This window comes from Streptomyces sp. NPDC058663, assembly GCF_042716745.1.
In the GTDB taxonomy this organism is placed as follows: Bacteria; Actinomycetota; Actinomycetes; order Streptomycetales; family Streptomycetaceae; genus Streptomyces.
Genome location: NZ_JBHXRV010000008.1, coordinates 130,184 through 150,483 on the forward strand (window position 1 = coordinate 130,184; position 20,300 = coordinate 150,483).

The 20,300-nt window shown below is 71.7% G+C and carries 17 protein-coding genes and 4 pseudogenes; 10 read left to right on the top strand and 11 right to left on the bottom strand.

Annotated features, from left to right (window positions below; all coding sequences use genetic code 11):
• Positions 1–81 precede the first annotated feature (81 nt).
• On the top strand, positions 82–555 hold the full coding sequence (locus tag ACFWVV_RS08225; protein ID WP_384354793.1) for an ATP-binding protein: 474 nt from the start codon (positions 82–84) through the stop codon (positions 553–555).
• Positions 556–1,110: 555 nt separating this feature from the next.
• On the opposite strand, the gene ACFWVV_RS08230 is transcribed toward ACFWVV_RS08225, so the two are convergent.
• On the bottom strand, positions 1,111–2,052 hold the full coding sequence (locus tag ACFWVV_RS08230) for a pirin family protein (protein WP_384354795.1): 942 nt from the start codon (positions 2,050–2,052) through the stop codon (positions 1,111–1,113).
• A gap of 53 nt (positions 2,053–2,105) precedes the next feature.
• Between ACFWVV_RS08230 and ACFWVV_RS08235 the strand changes: the two are divergent.
• The 3 pseudogenes from ACFWVV_RS08235 to ACFWVV_RS08245 all read left to right on the top strand — a co-directional run.
• Positions 2,106–2,510: pseudogene (locus tag ACFWVV_RS08235) on the top strand (carboxymuconolactone decarboxylase family protein); the annotation flags it as partial.
• A pseudogene (locus ACFWVV_RS08240) lies at positions 2,502–3,451 on the top strand (alpha/beta hydrolase). The pseudogenes ACFWVV_RS08235 and ACFWVV_RS08240, both read left to right, overlap by 9 nt.
• A 45-nt stretch (positions 3,452–3,496) precedes the next feature.
• Positions 3,497–4,001: pseudogene (locus tag ACFWVV_RS08245) on the top strand (alpha/beta fold hydrolase).
• Positions 4,002–4,160: 159 nt separating this feature from the next.
• Here the strand turns inward: ACFWVV_RS08245 and ACFWVV_RS08250 are convergent.
• Entirely contained in the window at positions 4,161–4,574 is a 414-nt protein-coding gene (locus ACFWVV_RS08250; protein ID WP_384354797.1) for an organic hydroperoxide resistance protein, read from the bottom strand.
• A 103-nt stretch (positions 4,575–4,677) separates the two neighbouring features.
• On the opposite strand from ACFWVV_RS08250, the gene ACFWVV_RS08255 reads away from it, so the two are divergent.
• A complete protein-coding gene (locus ACFWVV_RS08255; RefSeq protein ID WP_384354799.1) occupies positions 4,678–5,241 on the top strand; it encodes a MarR family winged helix-turn-helix transcriptional regulator in 564 nt (187 codons plus the stop codon).
• Positions 5,242–5,245: 4 nt separating this feature from the next.
• Entirely contained in the window at positions 5,246–6,055 is an 810-nt protein-coding gene (locus ACFWVV_RS08260; protein ID WP_384354801.1) for a maleylpyruvate isomerase family mycothiol-dependent enzyme, read from the top strand.
• A 25-nt stretch (positions 6,056–6,080) separates the two neighbouring features.
• Here the strand turns inward: ACFWVV_RS08260 and ACFWVV_RS08265 are convergent, their stop codons facing one another.
• The 5 genes from ACFWVV_RS08265 to ACFWVV_RS08285 form a co-directional block, all read right to left on the bottom strand.
• Positions 6,081–7,469 (bottom strand): serine hydrolase domain-containing protein, encoded by a 1,389-nt coding sequence (locus tag ACFWVV_RS08265; protein ID WP_384354803.1) that lies wholly within the window; start codon positions 7,467–7,469, stop codon positions 6,081–6,083.
• 140 nt (positions 7,470–7,609) lie between these two features.
• Positions 7,610–8,620, bottom strand: coding sequence for a glycoside hydrolase family 5 protein (locus tag ACFWVV_RS08270; RefSeq protein ID WP_384354805.1), 1,011 nt, complete (start codon positions 8,618–8,620; stop codon positions 7,610–7,612).
• Between the two features lie 232 nt (positions 8,621–8,852).
• Complete coding sequence (locus tag ACFWVV_RS08275) at positions 8,853–9,413, bottom strand: TetR/AcrR family transcriptional regulator (protein WP_384354806.1); 561 nt, start codon at positions 9,411–9,413, stop codon at positions 8,853–8,855.
• 275 nt (positions 9,414–9,688) lie between these two features.
• A complete protein-coding gene (locus ACFWVV_RS08280) occupies positions 9,689–11,080 on the bottom strand; it encodes an amidase (protein WP_384354808.1) in 1,392 nt (463 codons plus the stop codon).
• Positions 11,067–11,369 (bottom strand): hypothetical protein, encoded by a 303-nt coding sequence (locus ACFWVV_RS08285; RefSeq protein WP_384354810.1) that lies wholly within the window; start codon positions 11,367–11,369, stop codon positions 11,067–11,069. Before ACFWVV_RS08285 ends, ACFWVV_RS08280 begins: the two co-directional genes overlap by 14 nt.
• Positions 11,370–11,537: 168 nt before the next feature.
• Here ACFWVV_RS08285 and ACFWVV_RS08290 point away from each other — a divergent pair, with 168 nt between their 5' ends.
• A complete protein-coding gene (locus tag ACFWVV_RS08290) occupies positions 11,538–12,506 on the top strand; it encodes an MBL fold metallo-hydrolase (protein WP_384354812.1) in 969 nt (322 codons plus the stop codon).
• Positions 12,507–12,568: 62 nt separating this feature from the next.
• Entirely contained in the window at positions 12,569–13,243 is a 675-nt protein-coding gene (locus ACFWVV_RS08295) for a hypothetical protein (RefSeq protein WP_384354814.1), read from the top strand.
• A 51-nt stretch (positions 13,244–13,294) separates the two neighbouring features.
• On the opposite strand, the gene ACFWVV_RS08300 is transcribed toward ACFWVV_RS08295, so the two are convergent.
• Positions 13,295–14,299 carry an endonuclease/exonuclease/phosphatase family protein gene (locus tag ACFWVV_RS08300; RefSeq protein ID WP_384354816.1) on the bottom strand — a complete coding sequence of 335 codons (1,005 nt, stop codon included), beginning with the start codon at positions 14,297–14,299 and terminating at the stop codon, positions 13,295–13,297.
• Positions 14,300–14,829: 530 nt separating this feature from the next.
• Here ACFWVV_RS08300 and ACFWVV_RS08305 point away from each other — a divergent pair.
• Both ACFWVV_RS08305 and ACFWVV_RS08310 read left to right on the top strand, forming a co-directional pair.
• Positions 14,830–15,639 carry a response regulator transcription factor gene (locus tag ACFWVV_RS08305; RefSeq protein WP_384354818.1) on the top strand — a complete coding sequence of 270 codons (810 nt, stop codon included), beginning with the start codon at positions 14,830–14,832 and terminating at the stop codon, positions 15,637–15,639.
• A 10-nt stretch (positions 15,640–15,649) separates the two neighbouring features.
• Positions 15,650–16,732 (top strand): annotated as a pseudogene (locus ACFWVV_RS08310) (sensor histidine kinase); the annotation flags it as partial.
• Here the strand turns inward: ACFWVV_RS08310 and ACFWVV_RS08315 are convergent.
• The 3 genes from ACFWVV_RS08315 to ACFWVV_RS08325 all read right to left on the bottom strand — a co-directional run bounded on the left by ACFWVV_RS08315 (position 16,701) and on the right by ACFWVV_RS08325 (position 20,293).
• On the bottom strand, positions 16,701–18,266 hold the full coding sequence (locus ACFWVV_RS08315) for a carboxyl transferase domain-containing protein (RefSeq protein WP_384354820.1): 1,566 nt from the start codon (positions 18,264–18,266) through the stop codon (positions 16,701–16,703). The pseudogene ACFWVV_RS08310 and the gene ACFWVV_RS08315 overlap by 32 nt on opposite strands.
• A gap of 198 nt (positions 18,267–18,464) precedes the next feature.
• Positions 18,465–18,815 (bottom strand): hypothetical protein, encoded by a 351-nt coding sequence (locus ACFWVV_RS08320; protein ID WP_384354822.1) that lies wholly within the window; start codon positions 18,813–18,815, stop codon positions 18,465–18,467.
• 131 nt (positions 18,816–18,946) lie between these two features.
• The gene (locus ACFWVV_RS08325) at positions 18,947–20,293 is read right to left on the bottom strand and encodes an APC family permease (RefSeq protein ID WP_384354824.1); all 1,347 of its coding nucleotides are present in this window, start codon (positions 20,291–20,293) and stop codon (positions 18,947–18,949) included.
• Positions 20,294–20,300: the final 7 nt, after the last annotated feature.

Below are 20,300 nucleotides of genomic sequence, written 5' to 3' on the forward strand. Positions count from 1 at the left end.
GCGGCTGCGGTACGTCCCGGTCGCGGTATCGGGGCCGCTGGGCCGGCCATTTCGCACCTGGCAGCCCCGACCAGCGTCGCAGTGCCGGCTTTACCCGCATCCTGGACGCCGAGTCATGAGGGCCACGGTGACCGGGACAACCCAGCAGTTTTCGAGGTCCGGTCCGAACCCGGCGGACAGGCACGCGAGTTCACCACCACGGCCCTGGACGGCTGGGGACTTCGCAGCCGCGTCGAGGACATCCGACCCTGCGTTTCCGAGCTCGCGATCAACGCCCTGGTCCACGGCAGCGAAGACGGCCAGGGCTCCCTGGCCCGGCTCGACGCCGACGAGGAAGCCGTACACCTGGACGTGCACGACAGCCGCGACCAGCACCCCCTTCTTTGCCGGGCCTCCGATACCGCCCCCTCTGGGCGTGGGCCGGCGCTGGCGGACGCGCTCGCCGACGGCTGGGGCGTAAAGGACCGCACCCCGCTCGGCGAGATCGTATGGTCCCGCTTCCGCCTCAGCCCTGTGCTGCAGCCGAAGACGGGAGCCACGCAGACTCCGCCATGAAACGCTTTCGGAAAACAGTCCCGGGCGTAGAGAAAGCCACGCTCAGGGCCCCTACAGGGACCTCGCTGTTGCTGGGGCGTTTGGGGACCTTCCGGTAGCCGGCCGCACGCATAAGTTCTGCCGCGGCAGCCCAGTTTTCCGAAGCCACGACCACTTCATCGAGGGCTTCGCACTCGTTGCTCAGGTCGACAAGTACCGCATACGCAATCAAGGAGCCCGCAACTCGCTCGCTTGCGCTCATGCCTCCCATTCTCAACCCCCTGGCTTCGAGAAGTTTGCGCAGCCCCATCGCGCGCTCAGCCCCCTTCGCCATGGTATGGCCAGCAACGCCAAGCAACAGTGACGCCTGATCGAGATGCGTGGGTTCGCGAGGCCGGCCTGGAAGAAGCGAAGCAGCTGTGCGCCGGCCTCGGGACAAGGCTGCGCCCTGACACGACAACCAGCCCTCCGAGGAGCCCGGTATCAGGACGCCGACCGCTTTCAGGCGACCTCTCCTGGAGCCGGCGCCGGCGTCGACCGTCTTGCCGCTCGTGTCGTGCGATACATCTGCACAGGTCAGCGCGCGTTCCCGCGCGGTTTCAGCGGCACCGTCGGGAGTTCCGGGGCCGGCAGGGAGGGGCCGCCGTAGCCCTTCACCTCACCGAACCTGTCGCCGTTCATCCAGTCCGAGCGGGCCCGTGCGATGTCCTCGGGCGAGCGGCCGATGAAGTTCCACCACATGATGATCTGCTCCTCGAAAGGCGTGCCGCCGAGGAGGACCGCGCGGGCGGGTGTGTCCGAGACGTTGGTGAGGGTCAGGGTGTGGTGGCCGTGGGCGACGAAGCCGAGGTCGGCCGGGTGCAGGACGGTCGTGGCCATGCGGATGTCGCCGCGGTCGACGAGCAGGCCGTGTTCGAAGGCGGGGTCCAGCGGAAGGGTGGCCGTGGCGCCGGGTGCCAGGGCCAGTTCGGCGCCGAGCAGCGGGGTGAAGGTGGGGACCGGGGAGGTCTGGCCGGCCAGGGACCCCAGGAAGACCTTGAGGTCGACTCCGTGCGTCAGGTGGGCTTGCGGCGGGGCGTAGTGCTGGAAGTCGGGTGCGGTGTCGCGGTGTTCCTCGGGGAGCGCCACCCACAGCTGGACGCCGTGCAGGGTCGTGGTGCGCGGGGTGGAGACCTCGGAGTGGCTGATGCCGCGGCCGCTCGTCATGAGGTTCAGCTCGCCGGGCAGCACCATGGCGTGGGTGCCCAGGCTGTCCCGGTGCTCGATCTCCCCGTCGAAGAGCCAGCTCACGGTCTGCAGGCCGGTGTGCGGGTGGGGTGCGACGTCCATGCCGCCGGTGGCCTCGACGTCGTCGGGGCCGTAGTGGTCGGCGAAGCACCAGGCGCCGATCAGGGTACGGGCCCGCTGCGGCAGTGTGCGCCGTACGGTCATCGCGCGTGGGCCGCCGAGCGGAACGTCCCGGGGCCCGAGTACGTCGATCTTCGGTTCCTGCTGCGATTCCTGCCCGACAGTGCTCATGACACGCTTCTCTCGCCCATATGGTTACATCTTCAATAATTGCGTTCGATGATATGCGAGCACACCTGCCGGAAACGGCTCTGGAAAAGTGCACGTTGACGGACCGTCCGACAGCAGAGCTCGTCAACATCCGCGTCTCCCAGATCAATTCCTGCGCCTACTGCCTCCACGTGCACACCCGCGCCGCGGTGCGTGCAGGTGAGAGCGTGCAGCGGCTCGGGGTGCCGGCCGCCCGGCGCGGCACCGAGGTGGTCACGGAGTGGGAGCGCGCGGCGCTCGCTATGGCGGAGGCGACCACCGCGCCCGCGGACGCCAAGGCACAGGAGCGCGCCTACGGCGCCGCCCGGCAGGTCTTCGGCGACGCCGAAATGTCCGCGGTGTTCTGGGTGGCGATCGCCATCAACGCCTTCAATCGGGTCTCCGTACTGAGCAAGCACCCGGTGCGCGCCGTGCCCGCCGCCGCCCCTGCCGCGGCCGCCTTCGCGGAAGCGACCGCCAACCCGCCCTACCTCTTCGACCTACCGCCCGCGGAGGGCCGCAAGGCGGTCGACGAGGTGCAGTCCCGGCGCCATCGCGAAGCCGGCCGTCGACGAGGAGTGGATCACCGTGGACGGGGGTCCCAGCGGCTCGGTGCGGGCCCGGGTCGTGCGGCCCGCCGGTGCGACGGGGCCGCTGCCGGTGGTCCTCTGCCCCCACGGCGCGGGCTGGGTGTCCGGCGACGCCTACACCCACGACCGCCTCGTGCGGGAACTCTCCGTGGGTGCGCACGCCGCCGTGGTCTTCCCCGAGTACGACCTCTCCCCCGAGGCCCGCTACCCCGTCGCCATCGAGCAGAACCACACGGTCGCGCGCTGGATCGTCCAGGAGGGCGCGGCCAAGGACCTGGACGGCACCCGCCTTGCCGTGGCGGGCGACTCGGTCGGCGGCAACATGGCTGCCGCGTTGACCCTGATGGCCAAGCAGCGCGGCGACGTCCCGCTGGTGGCGCAGGTGCTCTTCTACCCCGTGACCGACGCGGCCTTCGACACCGCCTCGTACCACCAGTTCGCCACCGGCTACTTCCTGCGCCGTGACGGCATGCAGCGGTTCTGGGACCAGTACACGACCGACGAGGCGGAGCGCCGCCCAGATCACCGCGTCCCCGCTGCGCGCCACCACCGGGCAGTTGGCCGGACTGCCGCAGGCGCTGGTCATCACGGGCGAGGCCGACGTGCTGCGCGACGAGGGCGAGGCGTACGCGAACAAGCTCCGCGAGGCGGGCGTCGCCGTGACGGCCGTGCGCTTCCAGGGCGTCATCCACGACTTCGTGATGCTCAACGCGCTGCGCGAGACGCACGCCGCCGAGGCCGCGATCACGCTGGCCGCAGGCACGCTGCTCCGCGCGCTGCACACCAGCTGACAACACCTTCTGACCTGTCGTCAATTACCAGTGGAGAAGCCTCATATGAATGTCACGCCCACCGTCGTCCTCGTCCACGGCGCCTTCGCCGACGCCTCCAGTTGGGGCGGAGTCGGCGAGAGCCTGGGCGAACTCCGGGGCCGCTTCCCGCTGTCGGAGCTGGTCGGCAACCTGGTGGAGAAGAGGTACCCGGTGCAGGGCGGCGGGGACGCCGTCGAGGTGACCGTCGCGGCCGACGCGTTCGGGGAGATCTTCGCCGCCGACCTGCCCGCCGGCGTCACCAGGGTCCTGGCAGCGTCGCGGCGTCGCAGCGTCCGCTCGCTGCCGCCGCCTTCACCGAGACCGCGTCGGCCGCCGCGTGGCGGACCAAGCCTTCCTGGGCGCTCGTCGCCGGTGCCGGCCAGGCGATCAACCCCAAGGTGGAGCGGTTCGGCGCCGAGCGCGCCGGATCGAAGGTGGTGGAGCTGGCGGGCGCCTCGCACGCGGTCGCGCCCTCCAGCCCAAAGCGGTCGCCGACCTCATCCGCGAGGCGGTGCGCGCCACTGCCTGACGGCGGCCACGCGTGGAGCGCGGAGGCGCCTTCCGTACGAGGTTCCGTACGAAAGGCGCCTCCGCGCTCGGTCGCCCCGTAGCCGTACGGGAACACCCCGCGCCCTTCCTCGGGTGGGCGGCACCCCCGCTCGACCGGTGTCCCCGCCCCTCCGCCCGACTACTCGATGACGAGCTCGACGGGGATGTTGCCGCGGGTGGCCTTCGAGTAGGGGCAGTACGCATGGGTCTTCTCCAGCAGCGTCCGGCCCGTCTCGCCCTCCAGGTGCTCGGGCAGTTCGACCCGCATGACCACGGAGAGGCCGAAGCCGCCGTCGGTGTCCTTGCCGATGCTGACCTCGGCGGTCACCGAGACGTCCGCGATGTCGAGCTTCTCCTGGCGGGCGATGGAGCCCATCGCGCTGGCGAAGCAGGCGGCGTAGCCCGCGGCGAAGAGCTGCTCGGGGTTGGTGCCCCGGCCGTCGCCGCCGAGGGCGGCGGGGAAGCCGAGCGGCAGGTCGATCTGGCCGTCGGAGCTGACGGCACGGCCCTCGCGGCCGTTGGCGGTGGCGACAGCGGTGTACAGCGCGTCCATGGTGTCCAGCTCTCTTCGGTCGTCGGTGCGGGGGTTTCCCTGTCACCACTAGAGCACACAATTCAGTTGTGCACAACTAAATGGCACGCGGTACGATGTCTGCATGGGTACGGAACACACGAAGGACCAGGCCGGAGAGCGGACAGGCGCGGGGGTGGAGGCGGAGGCTCAGGCGGACGTACGGGACGAGGACTTCCTCCGCCTCGACCACCAGATCTGCTTCTCGCTGCACGCGGCGGCACGCGCACTGAACGGCGTCTACCGCACCGCACTGAAGGACCTCGGCCTCACCTACCCGCAGTACCTGGTGATGCTGGTGCTCTGGGAGGACGGCGAGCTCCCCGTCAAGAAGATCGGCGAACGTCTGCGGCTCGACTCGGGCACCCTCTCCCCCCTGCTCAAGCGCCTGGAGGCGGCAGGCCACGTGGAGCGGCGCCGCAGCCCGGACGACGAGCGGTCGGTCACCGTCAGGCCCACCGCACAGGGCGTGGCGCTCCGCGCGGGCGCCCTGTCGATACCGCGGGCCATCGCCTCGTCCACCGGCCTCTCCCTGGACGAGGTCAGGGACCTGCGGACCCGCCTCAACACCCTGACCGCCACCCTGGACGGCACCACCCCCGCAGCGCTCGCCGCGAGCTGCGCGGCGGACGAGAACGAGAAGGCGTAACCCCATGACACAGCCCTCCGGCGCACCTGCCGCCCTGCTCCCCGCCGTCCACCGCGAGGCCGTGGCGACCGAGACCGCCACCCTCGTCGCGCTCACCCGGGGCGCGGATCTGGCGACACCGGTGCCCGGCTGCCCGGGCTGGACCCTGCTCGACCTGATCAAGCACACCGGCAGCGTGCAGCGCTGGTTCGCCGCCCTGCTGCACCGGGGGTTCCCGACCCCGCCCGAGAGCCGCGAGGTCGACCTGCGGCTGCCGCAGCGCGAGGAGGACTATCCGGACTGGCTGGCCCACAGCGCGGAGGAGGCCGCCGGGGCGTTCGCCGCCGTCGACCCGGACACACGTATGTGGGCATGGGGCGCCGACGGGCACGCCAGGTTCTGGATCCGCCGGATGCTCTTCGAGACCCTCGTGCACCGTACGGACGCCGAACTCGCCCTCGGTGAGCGGCCGTTGATCGACCCCGTCCTGGCCACCGACGGCGTGGACGAATTCCTGGTCAACCTGCCCTTCGCCACACCCTTCGCCCCCGGAACCGCCCAACTGCGGGGCACCGGGGAGACTCTCCGCTTCCGGACCACGGACACCGGCGCCGACTGGCTGGTCCGCCTGCGCCCCGACGGCTTCGGCATCGAGCCCCAGGACCCGGCGGGGCAGGCGGGGCAGGCGGCCGATGCCACCGTGTCCGGAGCGGCCGCCGACCTCCTGCTGCTCGTGTACGGCAGGGTGCGGCACGACGCCGACACCTTGGCCACCTTCACCACCTCGGGGGACGGTGAACTGCTGGAGCGTTGGTTCGCCCACTCCGCCTTCTGACGCCCGGCGGGATGCGCCGCCCTGCTCAGCGCATCCGCTGCCTCAACTTGTCGGGCACGCCCGGGTGTTGCGTAAACGGCATCGCCCGGGGAAGCCGCTCGGCGCGGTTGCCGCCCAGCGCCGTGTCCAGGTGGGCGAGCAGCGCGCCGCCGATCGGGTTCGGCAACTGTGTGCCGTCCTCGGCGAACCGCTCGTACTTCGTCAGGTTGGCGCCCAAAGCGACCTGGCGACGCCCGTCCTCCGTGGACAGCGCCCAGGTCTCCGCCCCGAACACCGCCCCGTTGTGCCCCCAGTACCAGTTGCCGCCGGGCATCCTGAGGGTGAAGAGGCCCAGGCCGTACCGCAGGTTCAGCTGCTCTCCCGGAGGCGGCTCGTACGCGGGAACCGTCGTCTTCATCTCCCGCAGCTCCGCCGCACCGAGCAGCTTCCCGCTCAGGAGCCGGCGGTAGAAGTCGTTGAGGTCGTTCATGGTGGAGACCATCGCGCCGGCCGTCCTGGCCCAGGACATGTCGTAGACGCTGTAGTCGCGCGCGGGCTCAATGGTCCCGTAGAACGACTCGTACATCCGGGCGTGCGGTCCCTGGACGCGCGGGGAGCGCGGGAAGTAGGTGTGTTTCAGGCCGGCCCTGCGGATGACGTGCTCGGTGATGTACGTTTCCGGGTCCTGGCCCGTGACCTTCTTGAGCAGCAGCCCTGCGAGGAGGTAGTTGGTGTTGGAGTACGCGTGCGTGCCGCGCGGCACCGGCGGTACGGCGGCCAGGCCGAGGCGCACCAGGTCCTCGGCGTTCAGCTTGCGGAACTGTCCTTCGTCCAGGGCCTCTTGAGGATTCGTCAGCAGTTTGGGAAAGGCGGGGACCATGTAGTCCGCGATGCCGCTCGTGTGGTTGAGCAGCATCCGCACCGTCACCTCGCGGCCCCGCTCCCCCGGTACCAGCAGCGGCAAGTGGTCGCCGATCGGCGCGTCCAGGCGGATCCGGCCCTTGGCCACTTGCTGGAGGACGGCCACCGCGGTGAACGTCTTGGTGATGCTGCCTATGCGGTGCTCGTAGTCGGGGCGCATCGGCCGTCCGGTACCGGTGTCGGCGAGGCCCACTGCTCCGCGCCACCGGTCGGAGCCCTCCCTGACCGCCGAGTACGCGCCGTACATGCCGGCCCGGTGGAGCGCGTCGAGGGAGGCTCCCAGTGCTTTCCGGTCCAGGTGGTCCGTACGGGAAACGGGGGCGGCCGCCGGCCTGGGGGCGGCGGCACCGGCGGGGAGCACCCCGGCCGCGAGGGACAGCAGGGCGGCCGATGCCACGGCGGCCTGGCGCGCTCTGCGGCGGTGAACTCGGCTGCGGGGGTGGGTCGGTGGCATGAGCAGGTCCCCGCCTGTGGGGTGTGCGTGGTGGATGTGCTCATCCTCCACGCGCGGCACACGCCGACCCTCCTCCCCCCGAACGACCTTGCTCACAGGAAGAGATGACGTTTGTCAGGTTTCACTCCCGCAACCGGCCTCCGCCGCAAGGGGTGTGCGGCGGGGGCCGGTTGCTCAGCCGCGGTGCGAGCGGCGCCGGATCATTCGCGGATCCGGTTCCGGATCCAGACGCCCGCCTCCTTGAGCACCGACGTGCCCGTCCACTTGTCGTCGGTGTCGCAGACACCGTCCTTGAAGACGGCCCCCGAGCGGTGGTCGTCGGAGTAGTTCCAGTTGACCCAGGAGATCTTCTTGCGCTTCATGAGGTCGAGGTACTTCTGCGACATCGCGAAATCGTTGTCGCCCTCGCCCTCGTAGTTCTGCGTGCCGAACTCGGTCACGAAGACGGGCAGCCGGTCCGAGGCCCGGTCGAGTGTCGCGAGGTACTCCTCGCGGTGCGAGGCCGCGTAGAAGTGGAACGTGTACATGATGTTCGAGGCGCGTACCGGGTTGTTCACCACCTCGTTCTCATCCGCCCCCTCGGAGACTCCGAAGGACGACCAGGCGCGGGTGCCCACCAGGACCACCGAGTCGGGGTCCTGGGCGCGGATGACCGGGATGATCTTCTCGGCGTACGACTTGATCCGGGACCAGCTGACGCCGGACGGCTCGTTGGCGATCTCGTAGAGCACGCCGGGGTGGTTCTTGTACTTCTTCGCCATGGCCGTGAAGAAGGTCTTGGCGTGCTCCAGGTTGTAGTGCGGGTCACCCGGCGTGAGCATGTGCCAGTCGATGATCGCGTACATCCCCCGGGCGAGGGCCAGGTCGACGAACTTCTGGGCGCGGGCGGTGAACTTGGCGGGGTCGTCCTCGTACCCCTCGTCCTGTACGTACGTGGAGACGCGCAGGACGTCCGCGCGCCAGTCGTTGGCGAGCGCGTCGACCGACTTGCTGGTCACGCACTTGGGGAACCACTGCGTGCCGTGGGTGCTCATCCCGTTGAGCTGGACGGCCTCGCCGTCGGCGTCGCAGAGCTGGGTGCCGCAGACCTTCAGGGGGCCGTTGATGCCCCGGGCTGCTGCTTCGGAGGGGGCAGACCCGGCGGCGGTCGCCGGGGAAGTGCCGGTGAGCGAGAGGAGGACGGCCGCGAGGGAACCGGCAGCCATGGGCATGACAGATCGACGCAAGCGATGCATCACGGGCTCCAGGGGTGGGGGTGGGCGTGCGTTCCTGCGTGAAAGTTAGGGCGCTCCCCAGTGAGCGTCAAGAGTGTTGGGAAACCTTCCTAACTATTATCCGGAAGGGCAGTGGCCCGGGATTGACCGCTTGCTGGGGTCAGTTCGGCTGACGGAACGGCGCATAGCCGTCGGGCGGAACCGCCAGGCCGGGTCCGGGGGCCGGCGGTCAGAGCCGGTCGAGAGCCTGCGTCACCAGTGCGCGGGCGTACGCGGCGTCCAGCCCGCCGGGGCGGAAGAGCACGCGGTACATGACCGGCGCCACGATGCCGTCGATGAGCGCCTCGGTGCCGGGCACCGGCTCACCGCGCCGGGCCGCCCGGACCCGCACGGCGTCGATCTGGTCGGCGGCGTAGGCGGAGCACCGGCCGGCGTTGGCGCCCTCGGGGTCTCCGAGGAGCGCATCCCTGAGGTAGGCCCGGCCGGGAGGGGAGGCCATCTCGTCGAGGAACTGCTCCGCCCACGCCACCAGATCGTCCCGGAGACTGCCGAGGTCGGCGGGGTCCGCGTCGGGGCGCAGCCGCTCGACCGCGACGTCGGAGAGGAGCTCCTGGAGGTCGCCCCAGCGGCGGTAGACGGTGGACGGGGTCACCCCCGCGCGGGCCGCGACCATGGGGACGGTCAGCACGTCACGGCCCACCTCGGCGAGCAGTTCACGTACCGCCGCGTGCACGGACTCCTGCACGCGGGCACTGCGTCCACCGGGGCGGGTCATGGGCTTGGGGCTCATGGGACCACCTTAATGCGAATCCGTTGCGTCTAGCGTCAGTGGCTGGACGGCTTCGGGCTGCCGGTAGAACGATCTGTCGACTGGCCGAACAGCCTCGGGCTGCGGTAGAGCGATCTATCCACCTCCTGGCCCGATCGACCCCAGCGCCCCGGTAGAGCGATCTATCCAGCATCGGCCTGAACAGCCCCAGCCCGCCGGTAGAACGATCTATCCACCCAACAGCCCGAACAGCCCCAGTCCGCCGGTAGAACGATCAGTCCACCGGCCGAACGACCTCAGCCCGCCAGTGGTGCGATCCGTCCCCCGCCGGCGGTGGCGTCCTCATATGCGCGGCCCACCCGCAGCACCGTCGCGTCGTGGAAGGGCCGCCCCATCAGCTGCATCCCGATCGGCAGTCCCGCTGCGTCGTGGCCGACCGGCAGGGTGAGAGCCGGTACGCCGGTGATGTTGGCGGGGGACGAGAGGCGGACGTAGCTGTCCGCCACGGCCTCGGTGGTGCCGTCGGGCCATTCGACCGTGCTCTGGCTCGAAGGGGCCGCGGTCATGGGCACCGTCGGCGCGGCGAGGACGTCGATCCCCTGGAACATGCGGGCCCAGGCGTCGCGCATCAGGGTGCGGGCGCGCTGCGCACGGAGGTAGTCGCCGGCCGGGACGAGCGTGCCTGCCTCCAGCAGGACACGGACGTCCGGCGCGTACAGGTCGGCCGCGGCCCGCAGCGACTGCTCGTGGTACGAGGTGGCCTCGGGAACCATCAGCCCCCACTGGACGGCCTGGAAGTACCGCGCCATGGGGATGTCGACGCCGACGAGTACCGCCCCGAGCTCGGCCAGCCGCTCGATCGCCCGGCGCACGGTCTCCTCCACCTCGGGTGTGATCCGGTCGAAGTAGTGGTTGCGGGGGACGCCGACCTTGAGCCCCTTGAGGTCGCCCGGCTCGTCGAAGGCGGCCGGAGGGTTCGCCACGCTCGCCGGGTCGCGCGGGTCGTGGCCGGCCGTCGCGCCCAGCACCAGGGCGGCGTCGCGCACGGTGCGGGTGAGGGGGCCGACGTGATCCAGGGACCAGGAGAGCGAAGTCACGCCGGAGCGGGAGACGAGGCCGTAAGTCGGTTTGAGGCCCACCACGCCGTTCAGGGCCGCGGGCACCCGGATGGAGCCACCGGTGTCCGTGCCCAGCGCGAACGTGGCCGCGCCGGCGGCGACCGCCACCGCCGAGCCTCCGCTCGACCCTCCTGCGACCCGGCCCTGGTCCCAGGCGTTGCGCGTCTGCGGGGTGGTCAGGCCGTAGGCGAACTCATGGGTGTGCGTCTTGCCCAGCAGGACGGCCCCAGCGTCCGCGAGGCGCCCCGTCACATGGCTGTCGCGGTCCGCGACGTGTCCGGCGCGGACGTCCGAACTCGCGGTGGTCGGTATCCCCTTGGCGTCGATCAGGTCCTTGAGCGCCATGGGGATGCCGTGCAGCGGCCCACGGGGGCCGCTCCTGGCGATCTCCCGCTCGGCCAGGGCGGACGCGGCGCGGGCCGCGTCCGCGGCGACCGTGACGTAGGCGCCGAGCCGGTCCTCGGTCACGGAGATGCGGTCGAGTACGGATGCGGTGAGTTCCACCGGTGAGAGCTCCCCGGCGTGGACTGCGCGGGAGGCGTCGGTGAGGGACAGCTCAAAGGGCAGCATCGGTGGCCTCCTCGGCCCCGAAGACGGCCGCGTCGGTGGCCTCCCGGGCCCCGGAGACGACCGCATCGGTGGCCTCCCGGGCCCCGGAGACGACCGCATCGGCGGCCTCCCCGGCTCGGAAGACGGCCGCGGGAGGCGTGTCGCCGAAGTCGATCTCGCGGAGCGTGGCGATGACGGAGTGCATGTGGTTGGCCGCCTCCGCCACCCCTGCGTGCCGTTCGTCGGCGAGGGGAAGCCCGGCCCTTCGCGCGGCTCGGGCGGCTTCCTGAGAAGTGAGGTCGCTGGTCATGACGTCCTTTCGAGGTGCCTGGGGTGCGTCGGCGCGGGGGCGGGGACAAGGTGGCCACCGCAGCACCTAAAAGCAATGGGTTTGCGTTAACAGACCGTAGAACCTACCGTCAGCTAAAGCAAACCCTTCGCTTTTAGCAGCGAGCCGCCACCGCGTCAGGAGAACGGCATGTCAACGACCGCACGGCCCGGCAGCGAAACCCAGTCCGCGAGTCCCTCGTGGACCGTCGGCGAGCACACCGTCCGGCGGATCGACGAGATCGCCCTGCCCCCCGAAACCGGACAGTGGCTGCTGCCCGGCGCGAGCCCCGACGCGGTCGCCGAAACCCCTTGGCTGCACCCCGACTTCGCCGACTCGCGGGGCGTCCTGCGGCTGGCAAGCCACACCTTCGCGGTGGAGGCCGGCGGCCTGCGCGTACTGATCGACACCGGTGTGGGCAACGGAAAGCGGCGCGCCAACCCCGCCTGGCACGAGCTGAACAGCGATTACGAGTCGCGCCTGCGGGCGGCGGGCTTCCCTCCTGCCTCCGTGGACCTCGTCGTCCTGACCCATCTCCACACCGACCACGTCGGATGGAACACCCGCATCGAGGGCGACGCCTGGGTGCCTGCTTTTCCCCGTGCGCGCTACCTCACCTCACGTACCGAATGGGGCTACTGGGCGGGCGTGGACATGGCGCAGGAGCGTCGGCAGATGTTCGACGACTCCGTCCACCCCGTCCGCGAGGCGGGCCTGCTCGACCTGGTGGACGTCGAGGACGGCGGCACGGAGATCGCACCGGGGCTGCGCCTGCTGCCCGCGCCCGGCCACACCCCGGGACAGGTCGCGGTCGAGCTGAGCAGCGGCGGCGCACGCGCGCTGATCACGGGCGACAGCATCCACCACCCGGTCCAGCTGGCCCGTCCCGAACTCTGCAGCTGCGTAGACATCGACCCGTCGCTCGCCGCCAGGACCCGGCACCGGATGCTCGACGCGCTCGCCGGTACCCCGACCCTGATGCTCGGCAGCCACTTCCCCCACCCCACCGCGGGCCACGTCCTGCGCGCAGGGGGCTCCTACCGGCTGGCGCCGTGCGCGCCGGAAGGTCCCGGCCGACCGGCGCGCGACGCTACGGTCCGCTCCTTCCCCGGTTCGTGACGGGTGCCCCGGGTCATGCCTGATCCCTTCTTCATGACTGCCCAGTCAGTCATGATGGGGTCGTGCCCAAGAGCATTGATCGTGCGGCCCGCCGCGAGGAGATCCTCGCCCGTTTGATCGCCCCTGGGGCCACCCGGGGTGAGGTCCTGGCGGGGTTCGGTTCCGCCTTCGCCGGGGCCCTGCTCGCCCTCGCACTGAGCCTGTACGCCGGACTGCCCACCCTCGCCTGCACCGTCGTCACGGTCGTGGCCTTCGACCTGTTCGGCGGTGCCGTCGTCAACGCCACCCGTGCCGCCAAGCGCTGGTACCACCGCCCGGGGCGCACGGCCGCACACCATCTGACGTTTGTCGCGGTGCACGTCCAGCCGTTTCTGCTCGCCGCTGCGGTGCCCGGTTTCAGCTGGACGTCGGCGGCCCTCGTCTACGGCTGTGCCCTGGTGGCTGCCGTGCTCGTGACGATGGCCCCGGCCGAACTGCGGCGCCCCGTGGCCTTCGCCCTCACCGCGTTCGCCCTCACCGTGACGACGAGCCTGGCATCCGTACCGCACGCACTGGCCTGGTTCGCCCCGCTCCTGCTCGTCAAGCTCCTGCTGGCCCACCTGGTCCCCGAAGAGGAACTGCCGGAAGGAACCGGGCCGCCGGGGTCACCGGGTTCGTCGGGGTCACCGGGTTCGCCGGGGTCACTGGGTTCGCCGGGGTCGCCGGGGTCGCCGGGGTCGCCGGGGTCGCCGGGGTGAGGAAGCCGTACGGTGCGCACGGTACGACAGGGGCACCGTGCCCCCGGCGGGTCACCAGCTGACCCTTGCTCCCACCGGGAGGTGGTCGCTGCCGGTGGCCGGCAGCACCCACGCACTCCGGGGCTGTACCCCGCGGCACAGGATCTGGTCGATCCGCACCATCGGGAACCGGGCCGGCCAGCTGAAGCCGAACCCGTCCCCCGCCGCCTCGTGTGCCGGGCTCAGCTGTGCGGTGAGGCCGTCCAGCGCACGGTCGGCGGTGGTGCCGTTCAGATCGCCGAGGAGCACCACCCGCTCGCTCCGCTCGGCGGCGACGGCCTTGCCGAGCGCCTGCGCGCCCCTGTCCCGGTCGTCCGTCGAGAAGCCGCCCCTGGGGTTGACCCGTACGGACCCCAGATGGGCCACGTACACGGCGAGCGGTCCGTGGCCGGTGGCGACCGTGGTGCGCAGTGCCCGGGAGTCCACCAGCTTGGTCTCCAGGGGTTTCGCGGCACCCAGCGGCCCGACGTCCATCGCGGTGTCGACCGGCCGGGTGCTCGACAGCGGCACCTTGCTCCACAGCCCGACCCTGCCCAGCACCGAGTGGTACGGGTACGCCTTCGCCAGCTCCTTCTCGTACGTGGCCCTGGCCCGGTCGGTCAGTTCGACGAGCGCCAGCAGGTCCGCGCCGGAGGCCGACAGGGCCCGGGCGGTGCCGGCCGGATCGGGGTTCTCGGCACCCACGTTGTGGCTCACGACGGTGAGGTCGCCTGCCGGGCGGGACCTGTCCCCGAGCAGCCCGCCGAACAGACTCACCCACACCGTGACCGGCAGCAGCAACGCGGCCGTCGCGGTGGCGGACCTGCGCCACAGCGCCCCGGCCAGCAGCACCGGGACGGGCAGCCCGCACCACGGCAGAAAGGTCTCCACCAGGCTGCCGAGGCCCCAGATGCCGTTCGGGATCCGCGAGTGCAGCAGCATCAGCAGGCTGAGCAGCAGCGCCAGTGCGGCGAGTACCGGACCGCGCTTCCAAGGCTCGGGCCGCAGTACGGCGCGGACAACCGAGCGGACACCCACGCGCCGGGCACCGACGCCGGTGCCGGGGCGGCGGCAGCCCGCGTCCGGTTGCCCAAGTTGCCCAGGCTCGGCGCCCCGAAGCCCGGAGCCTGTGTCACGAGGCGGGGACCCCGGGTCCCGAAGCGGGGAGCCTGTGTCACGAGGCGGGGACCCCGGGTCGCGAAGCGCGAAGCCTGTGTCACGAGGCGGGGATCCCGGGTCCCGAAGCGGGGAGCCTGTGGCCGGGCCCGCGGCCCCGAGGTCTCGACCCGTGGTCCCCGGGTCTCGACCCGCGGTCCCGGTGTCCCGGTCCCCGGACCCGGGACCCCCGCGGCCGTTGCCGACCTGTCCGGTGCCGGCCGGGTCCGCCCGTACCGTCGACTGTCCTCGTTCACTGCCGGTCACTGCTGCATCCTCGGGTCCTGTGGGGCGTCGGCAAACCTGCGCGGACGCCTGTGGTCGATTGCCGCCAGTCAAGGCGGCCGGATGTTGCCGGCCCGTAGAGGAATTTCGATACGCCGACGATATGCGTCGGTTCGTAGCATCGAGGCATGCGTGTGCTGATCGTCGAGGACGAACCCTATCTGGCGGACGCCATCCGCGACGGCCTGCGTCTGGAGGCGATCGCGGCCGACGTCGCGGGTGACGGTCACACCGCCCTGGAGCTGCTGGACGTCAACAGCTACGACATCGCCGTCCTCGACCGGGACGTGCCGGGCCCCTCCGGTGACGAGATCGCCACCCGCATCGTCGCCTCCGGAAGCGGTATGCCGATCCTCATGCTCACCGCGGCCGACCGTCTCGACGACAAGGCCTCCGGGTTCGGACTCGGCGCCGACGACTACCTCACGAAACCGTTCGAACTGCGGGAACTCGTACTGCGGCTCAGGGCGCTCGACCGCAGGCGCGCGCACAGCAGGCCGCCCGTGCGGGAGATCGCGGGTCTGCGTCTGGATCCGTTCCGCCGCGAGGTCTACCGGGACGGCCGCTATGTGGCGCTCACCAGGAAGCAGTTCGCGGTGCTCGAAGTGCTCGTCGCCGCGGAAGGCGGTGTTGTCGGCGCCGAAGAACTCCTGGAGCGGGCGTGGGACGAGAGGGCCGACCCGTTCACCAACGCCGTACGCATCACCGTCTCGGCCCTGCGCAAACGGCTCGGCGAGCCGTGGGTCATCGCCACCGTGGCCGGCGTCGGCTACCGGATCGAAGCAGCACCCGGCACCGGGCCCGAGTGGCGGGACACCGGACCCGGGGGGCGGCATCCAGGAAGCGGCGGCCCTCTCGGGGGCGGCGCAGGGCCGGACCGTGGAGAGGCGAACCGTGGCGGCGCAGGGCCGGACCGTGGTGAGGCCGACCGTGGTTAGGCGGCCCGGGGTGAGCGTGCGCGTCAAGCTCACCCTCAGCTACGCCGGGTTCCTCATGCTGGCGGGTGCACTGCTGATGGCGGCGGTGTGGGTGTTCCTGCTGAGGTACGTCCCCGACCGCGCGATGCTCTACAACCCCGACGACAGTCCCGAAGGCGGTGTTTTCCCCATCCGGTCCGCCCTTCTGGACGTCTTCGTTCCGAGGGCGGCCGCCGTACTGGCGTTCCTGCTGGTGTTCGGCCTCGTGGGAGGGTGGCTGCTGGCCGGCCGCATGCTGGCTCCCCTGACCCGCATCACGCACGCCACCAGCATGGCCTCGAGCGGCTCGCTCTCCCACCGGATCCGGCTGCCGGGGCGCAAGGACGAGTTCCGCGAACTCGCCGACGCCTTCGACGCGATGCTCGCCCGGCTCGAAGCGCACGTCGCCGAACAGCAGAGATTCGCCGCCAACGCCTCGCACGAGCTGCGCACCCCCCTGGCCGTCTCGAAGGCACTGCTCGACGTGGCCCGCGCCGATCCGCACCACGACAGCGGCGAGCTCGTCGACCGCCTGCACACCGTCAACACCCGGGCCATCGACCTCACCGAGGCACTGCTCCTGCTCAGCCGCGCCAACCAGCGGGCCTTCACCCGGGAGCGCGTCGACCTCTCCCTCCTCGCGGAGGAAGCCGCCGAAGGGCTCCTGCCCCTCGCGGAGAACCACGGCGTCACCATCGAGACCCGCGGCGACATCGCCCCCACCAACGGCTCGTACGCTCTCCTCCTGCAACTGACCTCGAACCTCGTGCAGAACGCGATCGTCCACAACCTGCCCGCAGGGGGCGCCGTGTGGGTGACCACCGGCGTCCGCGCGGCGACCGTGGTGCTCACGGTCGAGAACACCGGGGACCGGCTCACCCCGCAGCTGGTCTCCACCCTCACCGAGCCCTTCCAGCGCGGCACCGAGCGCCTGCACACCGACCATGCGGGCGTCGGCCTGGGCCTGGCCATCGTCAAGACCATCACGCACGCCCACGACGGCACGCTCACCCTGACCCCGCGCCCGGCGGGCGGACTGTGCGTCACCGTGGAGCTTCCGGCTCCCGGCCCGCCTTCCCGGGAAGCGGTGGGGCGGCCGGACCGGTGGGGTGGGGCGGACCGGTGGGGTGGGTCGGGGCGGGGAGGTGGGGCGGGGCGGGGAGGTCGTCCGCGAAGTCGAGGTCGTCCAGCGTGTAGACCGGCCACGGACCGGGAGAAGGGCGCTCCCCGTCGGCGCGGTGCGGCACCACGCCCTGTACGGCGCCCAGTTCCACCAGGTCCTGCGGGCGCAGATGCAACTGGTCGGCGGTCGCCGGGATCTCGTCGGGGTCGCGTTTGAGCACCGCGGCGGCGGCCTCCGGCAGCAGTACGGAGAAGTAACTGTCCGGTGTGGCCCAGGTGTTGCCGGGTGCGGCCAGGGCCAGTGCGCCGCCCGAGCCGCCCTCGCCGATCAGCAGGCCGGTCAGCGGGACACGGGCCGACGCGACGGCACCGAACAGGTCGGCGATCGCGGGCCCCGCTCCACCGCGCTCGGCCGCTTCGTCGTTGGCGGCTCCCGGCGTGTCGATCAGGGTGAGGACGGGGATGCCGAGCCGGTCCGCGAGCCGGACGAGACGTGCGGCGGTACGGAATCCGGCGGGGCGGGTGGCTGTGCCGCACTGCGCCGCGTACGCCACGGTCAGGCCGTCGGGGCGCTGTCCGAAGCCGCAGAGCATCCCGTGGTCGACGCCGCCGCAGCGGTCCCCTGAGATCGCCTCGCGGTGGGTGAAGTACGCGTCGAGGTAGGCGTGGGCCCGGGGCCTGTCGCGGTGGCGTGCGCGGTCGAGTGCCTCGCGGCCGGTGGCCGGCAGGCCCTGTTCCCGGCCGAGCGCGCCGGGCGGTGGTACCGGGCCCGGAGCCGGGCGGGTGAGCAGGGTCAGCCAGCGGGCAAGGGTGTCGCGCAACCCGGCGGCCGGCACGATGCCGTCGATGTGCCCGTGCGCGTACTGGGCCTCGGCGGTGTAGGCGGCCGGGTCGGCGCCCGGCGGGCGTACCCGTGAGCCGGCGAATCCGACCTGGGACCCGGGCAGCGCGAGGACGACGTCGCAGCTCGCGCCGACGGCCGCCCAGCCGCCGCCGGTGGTCGGATCACGCAGTACGGCGATCTGGGGCAGTCCGGCGTCCCGGGTGAGCGCGGCCTGCCGGGCCGCGCCCTGCAACTGCGTCAGGGCGCGCATGCCCTCCTGCATGCGGCTGCCGCCGGTGGCCACCAGGACGACCAGGGGCAGCCGCTGGGCGCGGGCGTGCTCGTGGGCCGCGGTGAGGAGGGCGCCGGTGCGTTCGCCGATGGAGCCGCCCAGGAACCGGAATTCGAAGGAGACCAGAACGGCGGGTGCCGTGCCCACCGTGCCGACACCGCACACCACGGATTCGTCCTCGCCGGTGCGTTCCGCCGCGCGGGCGTGCGCGGCTCCGTAACCGGGCCAGCCGATCGGGCCGTCCCCGCTCAGGGGCCGGTCCGCCAGGGGCGAAGGCAGCGGGGCGAAGTCGTCGGCGAGGAGCGCCAGGACTTCACGGGCCGTCAGGACGGGGGCTCCGCCGACGGCGTTGAGGGCACGGTCGTCAGTCACGCAGGGCCTTCTTCGTGGTCGTCCCCGGGTTCTGGTACCGGGTGAGGGGCCGGTTGCAGGCTTCTGGTACGGAGTGAGCGGGCGGCGTCGTTCCTGCGGGGCAACCTCTCATGATCGGGCAGCGGCGGAACAGCGTCCGGCACGAGTCATGGGGAAGCTCACACCCGAGCGGCCCCTCGATCGCCCCCCCCGGCGGAGTCAGGAGGGCTCGCGGGCCGCCGCCCTGCCCACCAGGGCGATCGGGACCGTCGCGCACTGGGTCGCCGAGGCGACCGTCATCGTCCGCACTCCGGTGCGCGCGGCGATGTCGAGCAGCCGGGCCGCGTCGCACCGCAGCGGGCGGCCGTGCACGATGTCGCGGGCGCAGGTGGCCTCGTCGGCGAAGGCGGGCAGCCAGGGCTTGGCGTCCTGGCCGTGAATGAAGACCACGGAATCGGCCTCGTCGACCGCGATGATCACGCCTGCGGCGACGACGGCCGCCAGGAGTTCTTCGTGGTCGGGGTCGTCGCCCTCGAGGATGTCGGCGAGGGGCCTGTGCGTGTCGGTCATTGCTTGATCCTAAGCGGGGCGCAGGCCGGTGCGGGCCCGGGCACGGGCCGGCTGAGGAGCACGGGAGGGCCGCGCAGCACACCCGACGGCATCGTCGGCCCCTCCGGCTCGCCTCACCGGTCCGGCGCCGCTCAGGTGGTCCCGTTCGCCACCCGGTCTTCGCCCTTCCCGCGGCGGGCCGCGAACACCCCCAGGACCACGCCCACCACCAGTACGAGCCCGCCGCGCAGCCACACCTCCGCCTCGACCTGCGTGGCCAGCAGGACGCAGGAGAGGGCGCCCAGTACGGGGATCGCCGTCGGCACCCGGAAGTGGCCGGGTGCTCCCGTGTCGCGGCGCAGGACCAGCAGGGCCGTGTTGACGAGGAAGAACACCACGAGCAGGAGCAGCACCAGTGTCGAGGCCAGTGTGTCGACCTCGCCGGTCAGGGCGAGCAGCAGGGAGAGCAGGGTGGTGGTGGCGATGGCGGCCACGGGGGTGCGACGGCCGGGCAGCACCCTGGCCAGGAAGGACGGCAGGAGTCCGTCCTTGGCCATCCCGTAGGCGAGGCGGGAGGACATGATGCCGGTGAGCAGCGCACCGTTGGCCACCGCGACCAGGGCGACGACGCTGAAGAGCGCCGGCGGCACCCCGCCGGCCGCCTTCACCACTTCCAGGAGGGGGCCGCTGGATTCGGTGAGGGTGGCGGTGGGTACCGCCGCCGAGGCCGCGATGCCGACCAGGACGTAGACCGCGCCCGCGGTGAGCAGGGCCCAGAAGAGAGCGCGGGGGTAGGAGCGGCGGGGGTCAAGGGTCTCTTCGGCGACGTTCACCGAGGTCTCGAACCCCACGAAGGAGTAGTACGCCAGTACCGCGCCGGCCAGTACGGCGGTCACGGGCCCTTTGTCCGCGGTGCCGAGCTCGGTCAGCCGCCCCAGGTCTGCGTCGCCGCGCAGGATGATCCAGGCTCCGAGCCCGATCACCAGCACGAGCCCGCCGACCTCGACGAGGGTGGCCGCGACGTTGGCGCGGGTCGACTCGCTGATCCCGCGCGCGTTGAGCAGGGCGAGGGCGGCCAGGAAGACGACCGCGACCAGGAGGACAGGGAGGGTGACGAACTCGGCCAGGTAGTCGCCGGCGAAGCCCCGGGTGAGCGCGGCGACGGAGACGATTCCGGCCACGAGCATGCAGAAGCCGGCGAGGAACCCGGTGAACGGCCCGTAGGCCAGATGGGCGTAGTGGGAGGCCCCGCCTGCCCGGGGGTACTTGGTGGCCAGCTCCGCGTACGAGGCCGCGGTCAGCAGGGCGAGCGCGAGCGCGAGGAGCAGCGGCGCCCACACGGCGCCGCCCGACTCGGCGGCTACCTGCCCCACCAGCACGTATACCCCGGCGCCGAGCACGTCTCCCAGGATGAAGAAGTAGAGGAGCGGGGTGGTCAGGGTCTTCTTCAGGGCGGGGGCGGTGGTCGCGGCGGGCGACGGTTCGCTTGATCGTTTCACGCGGCAC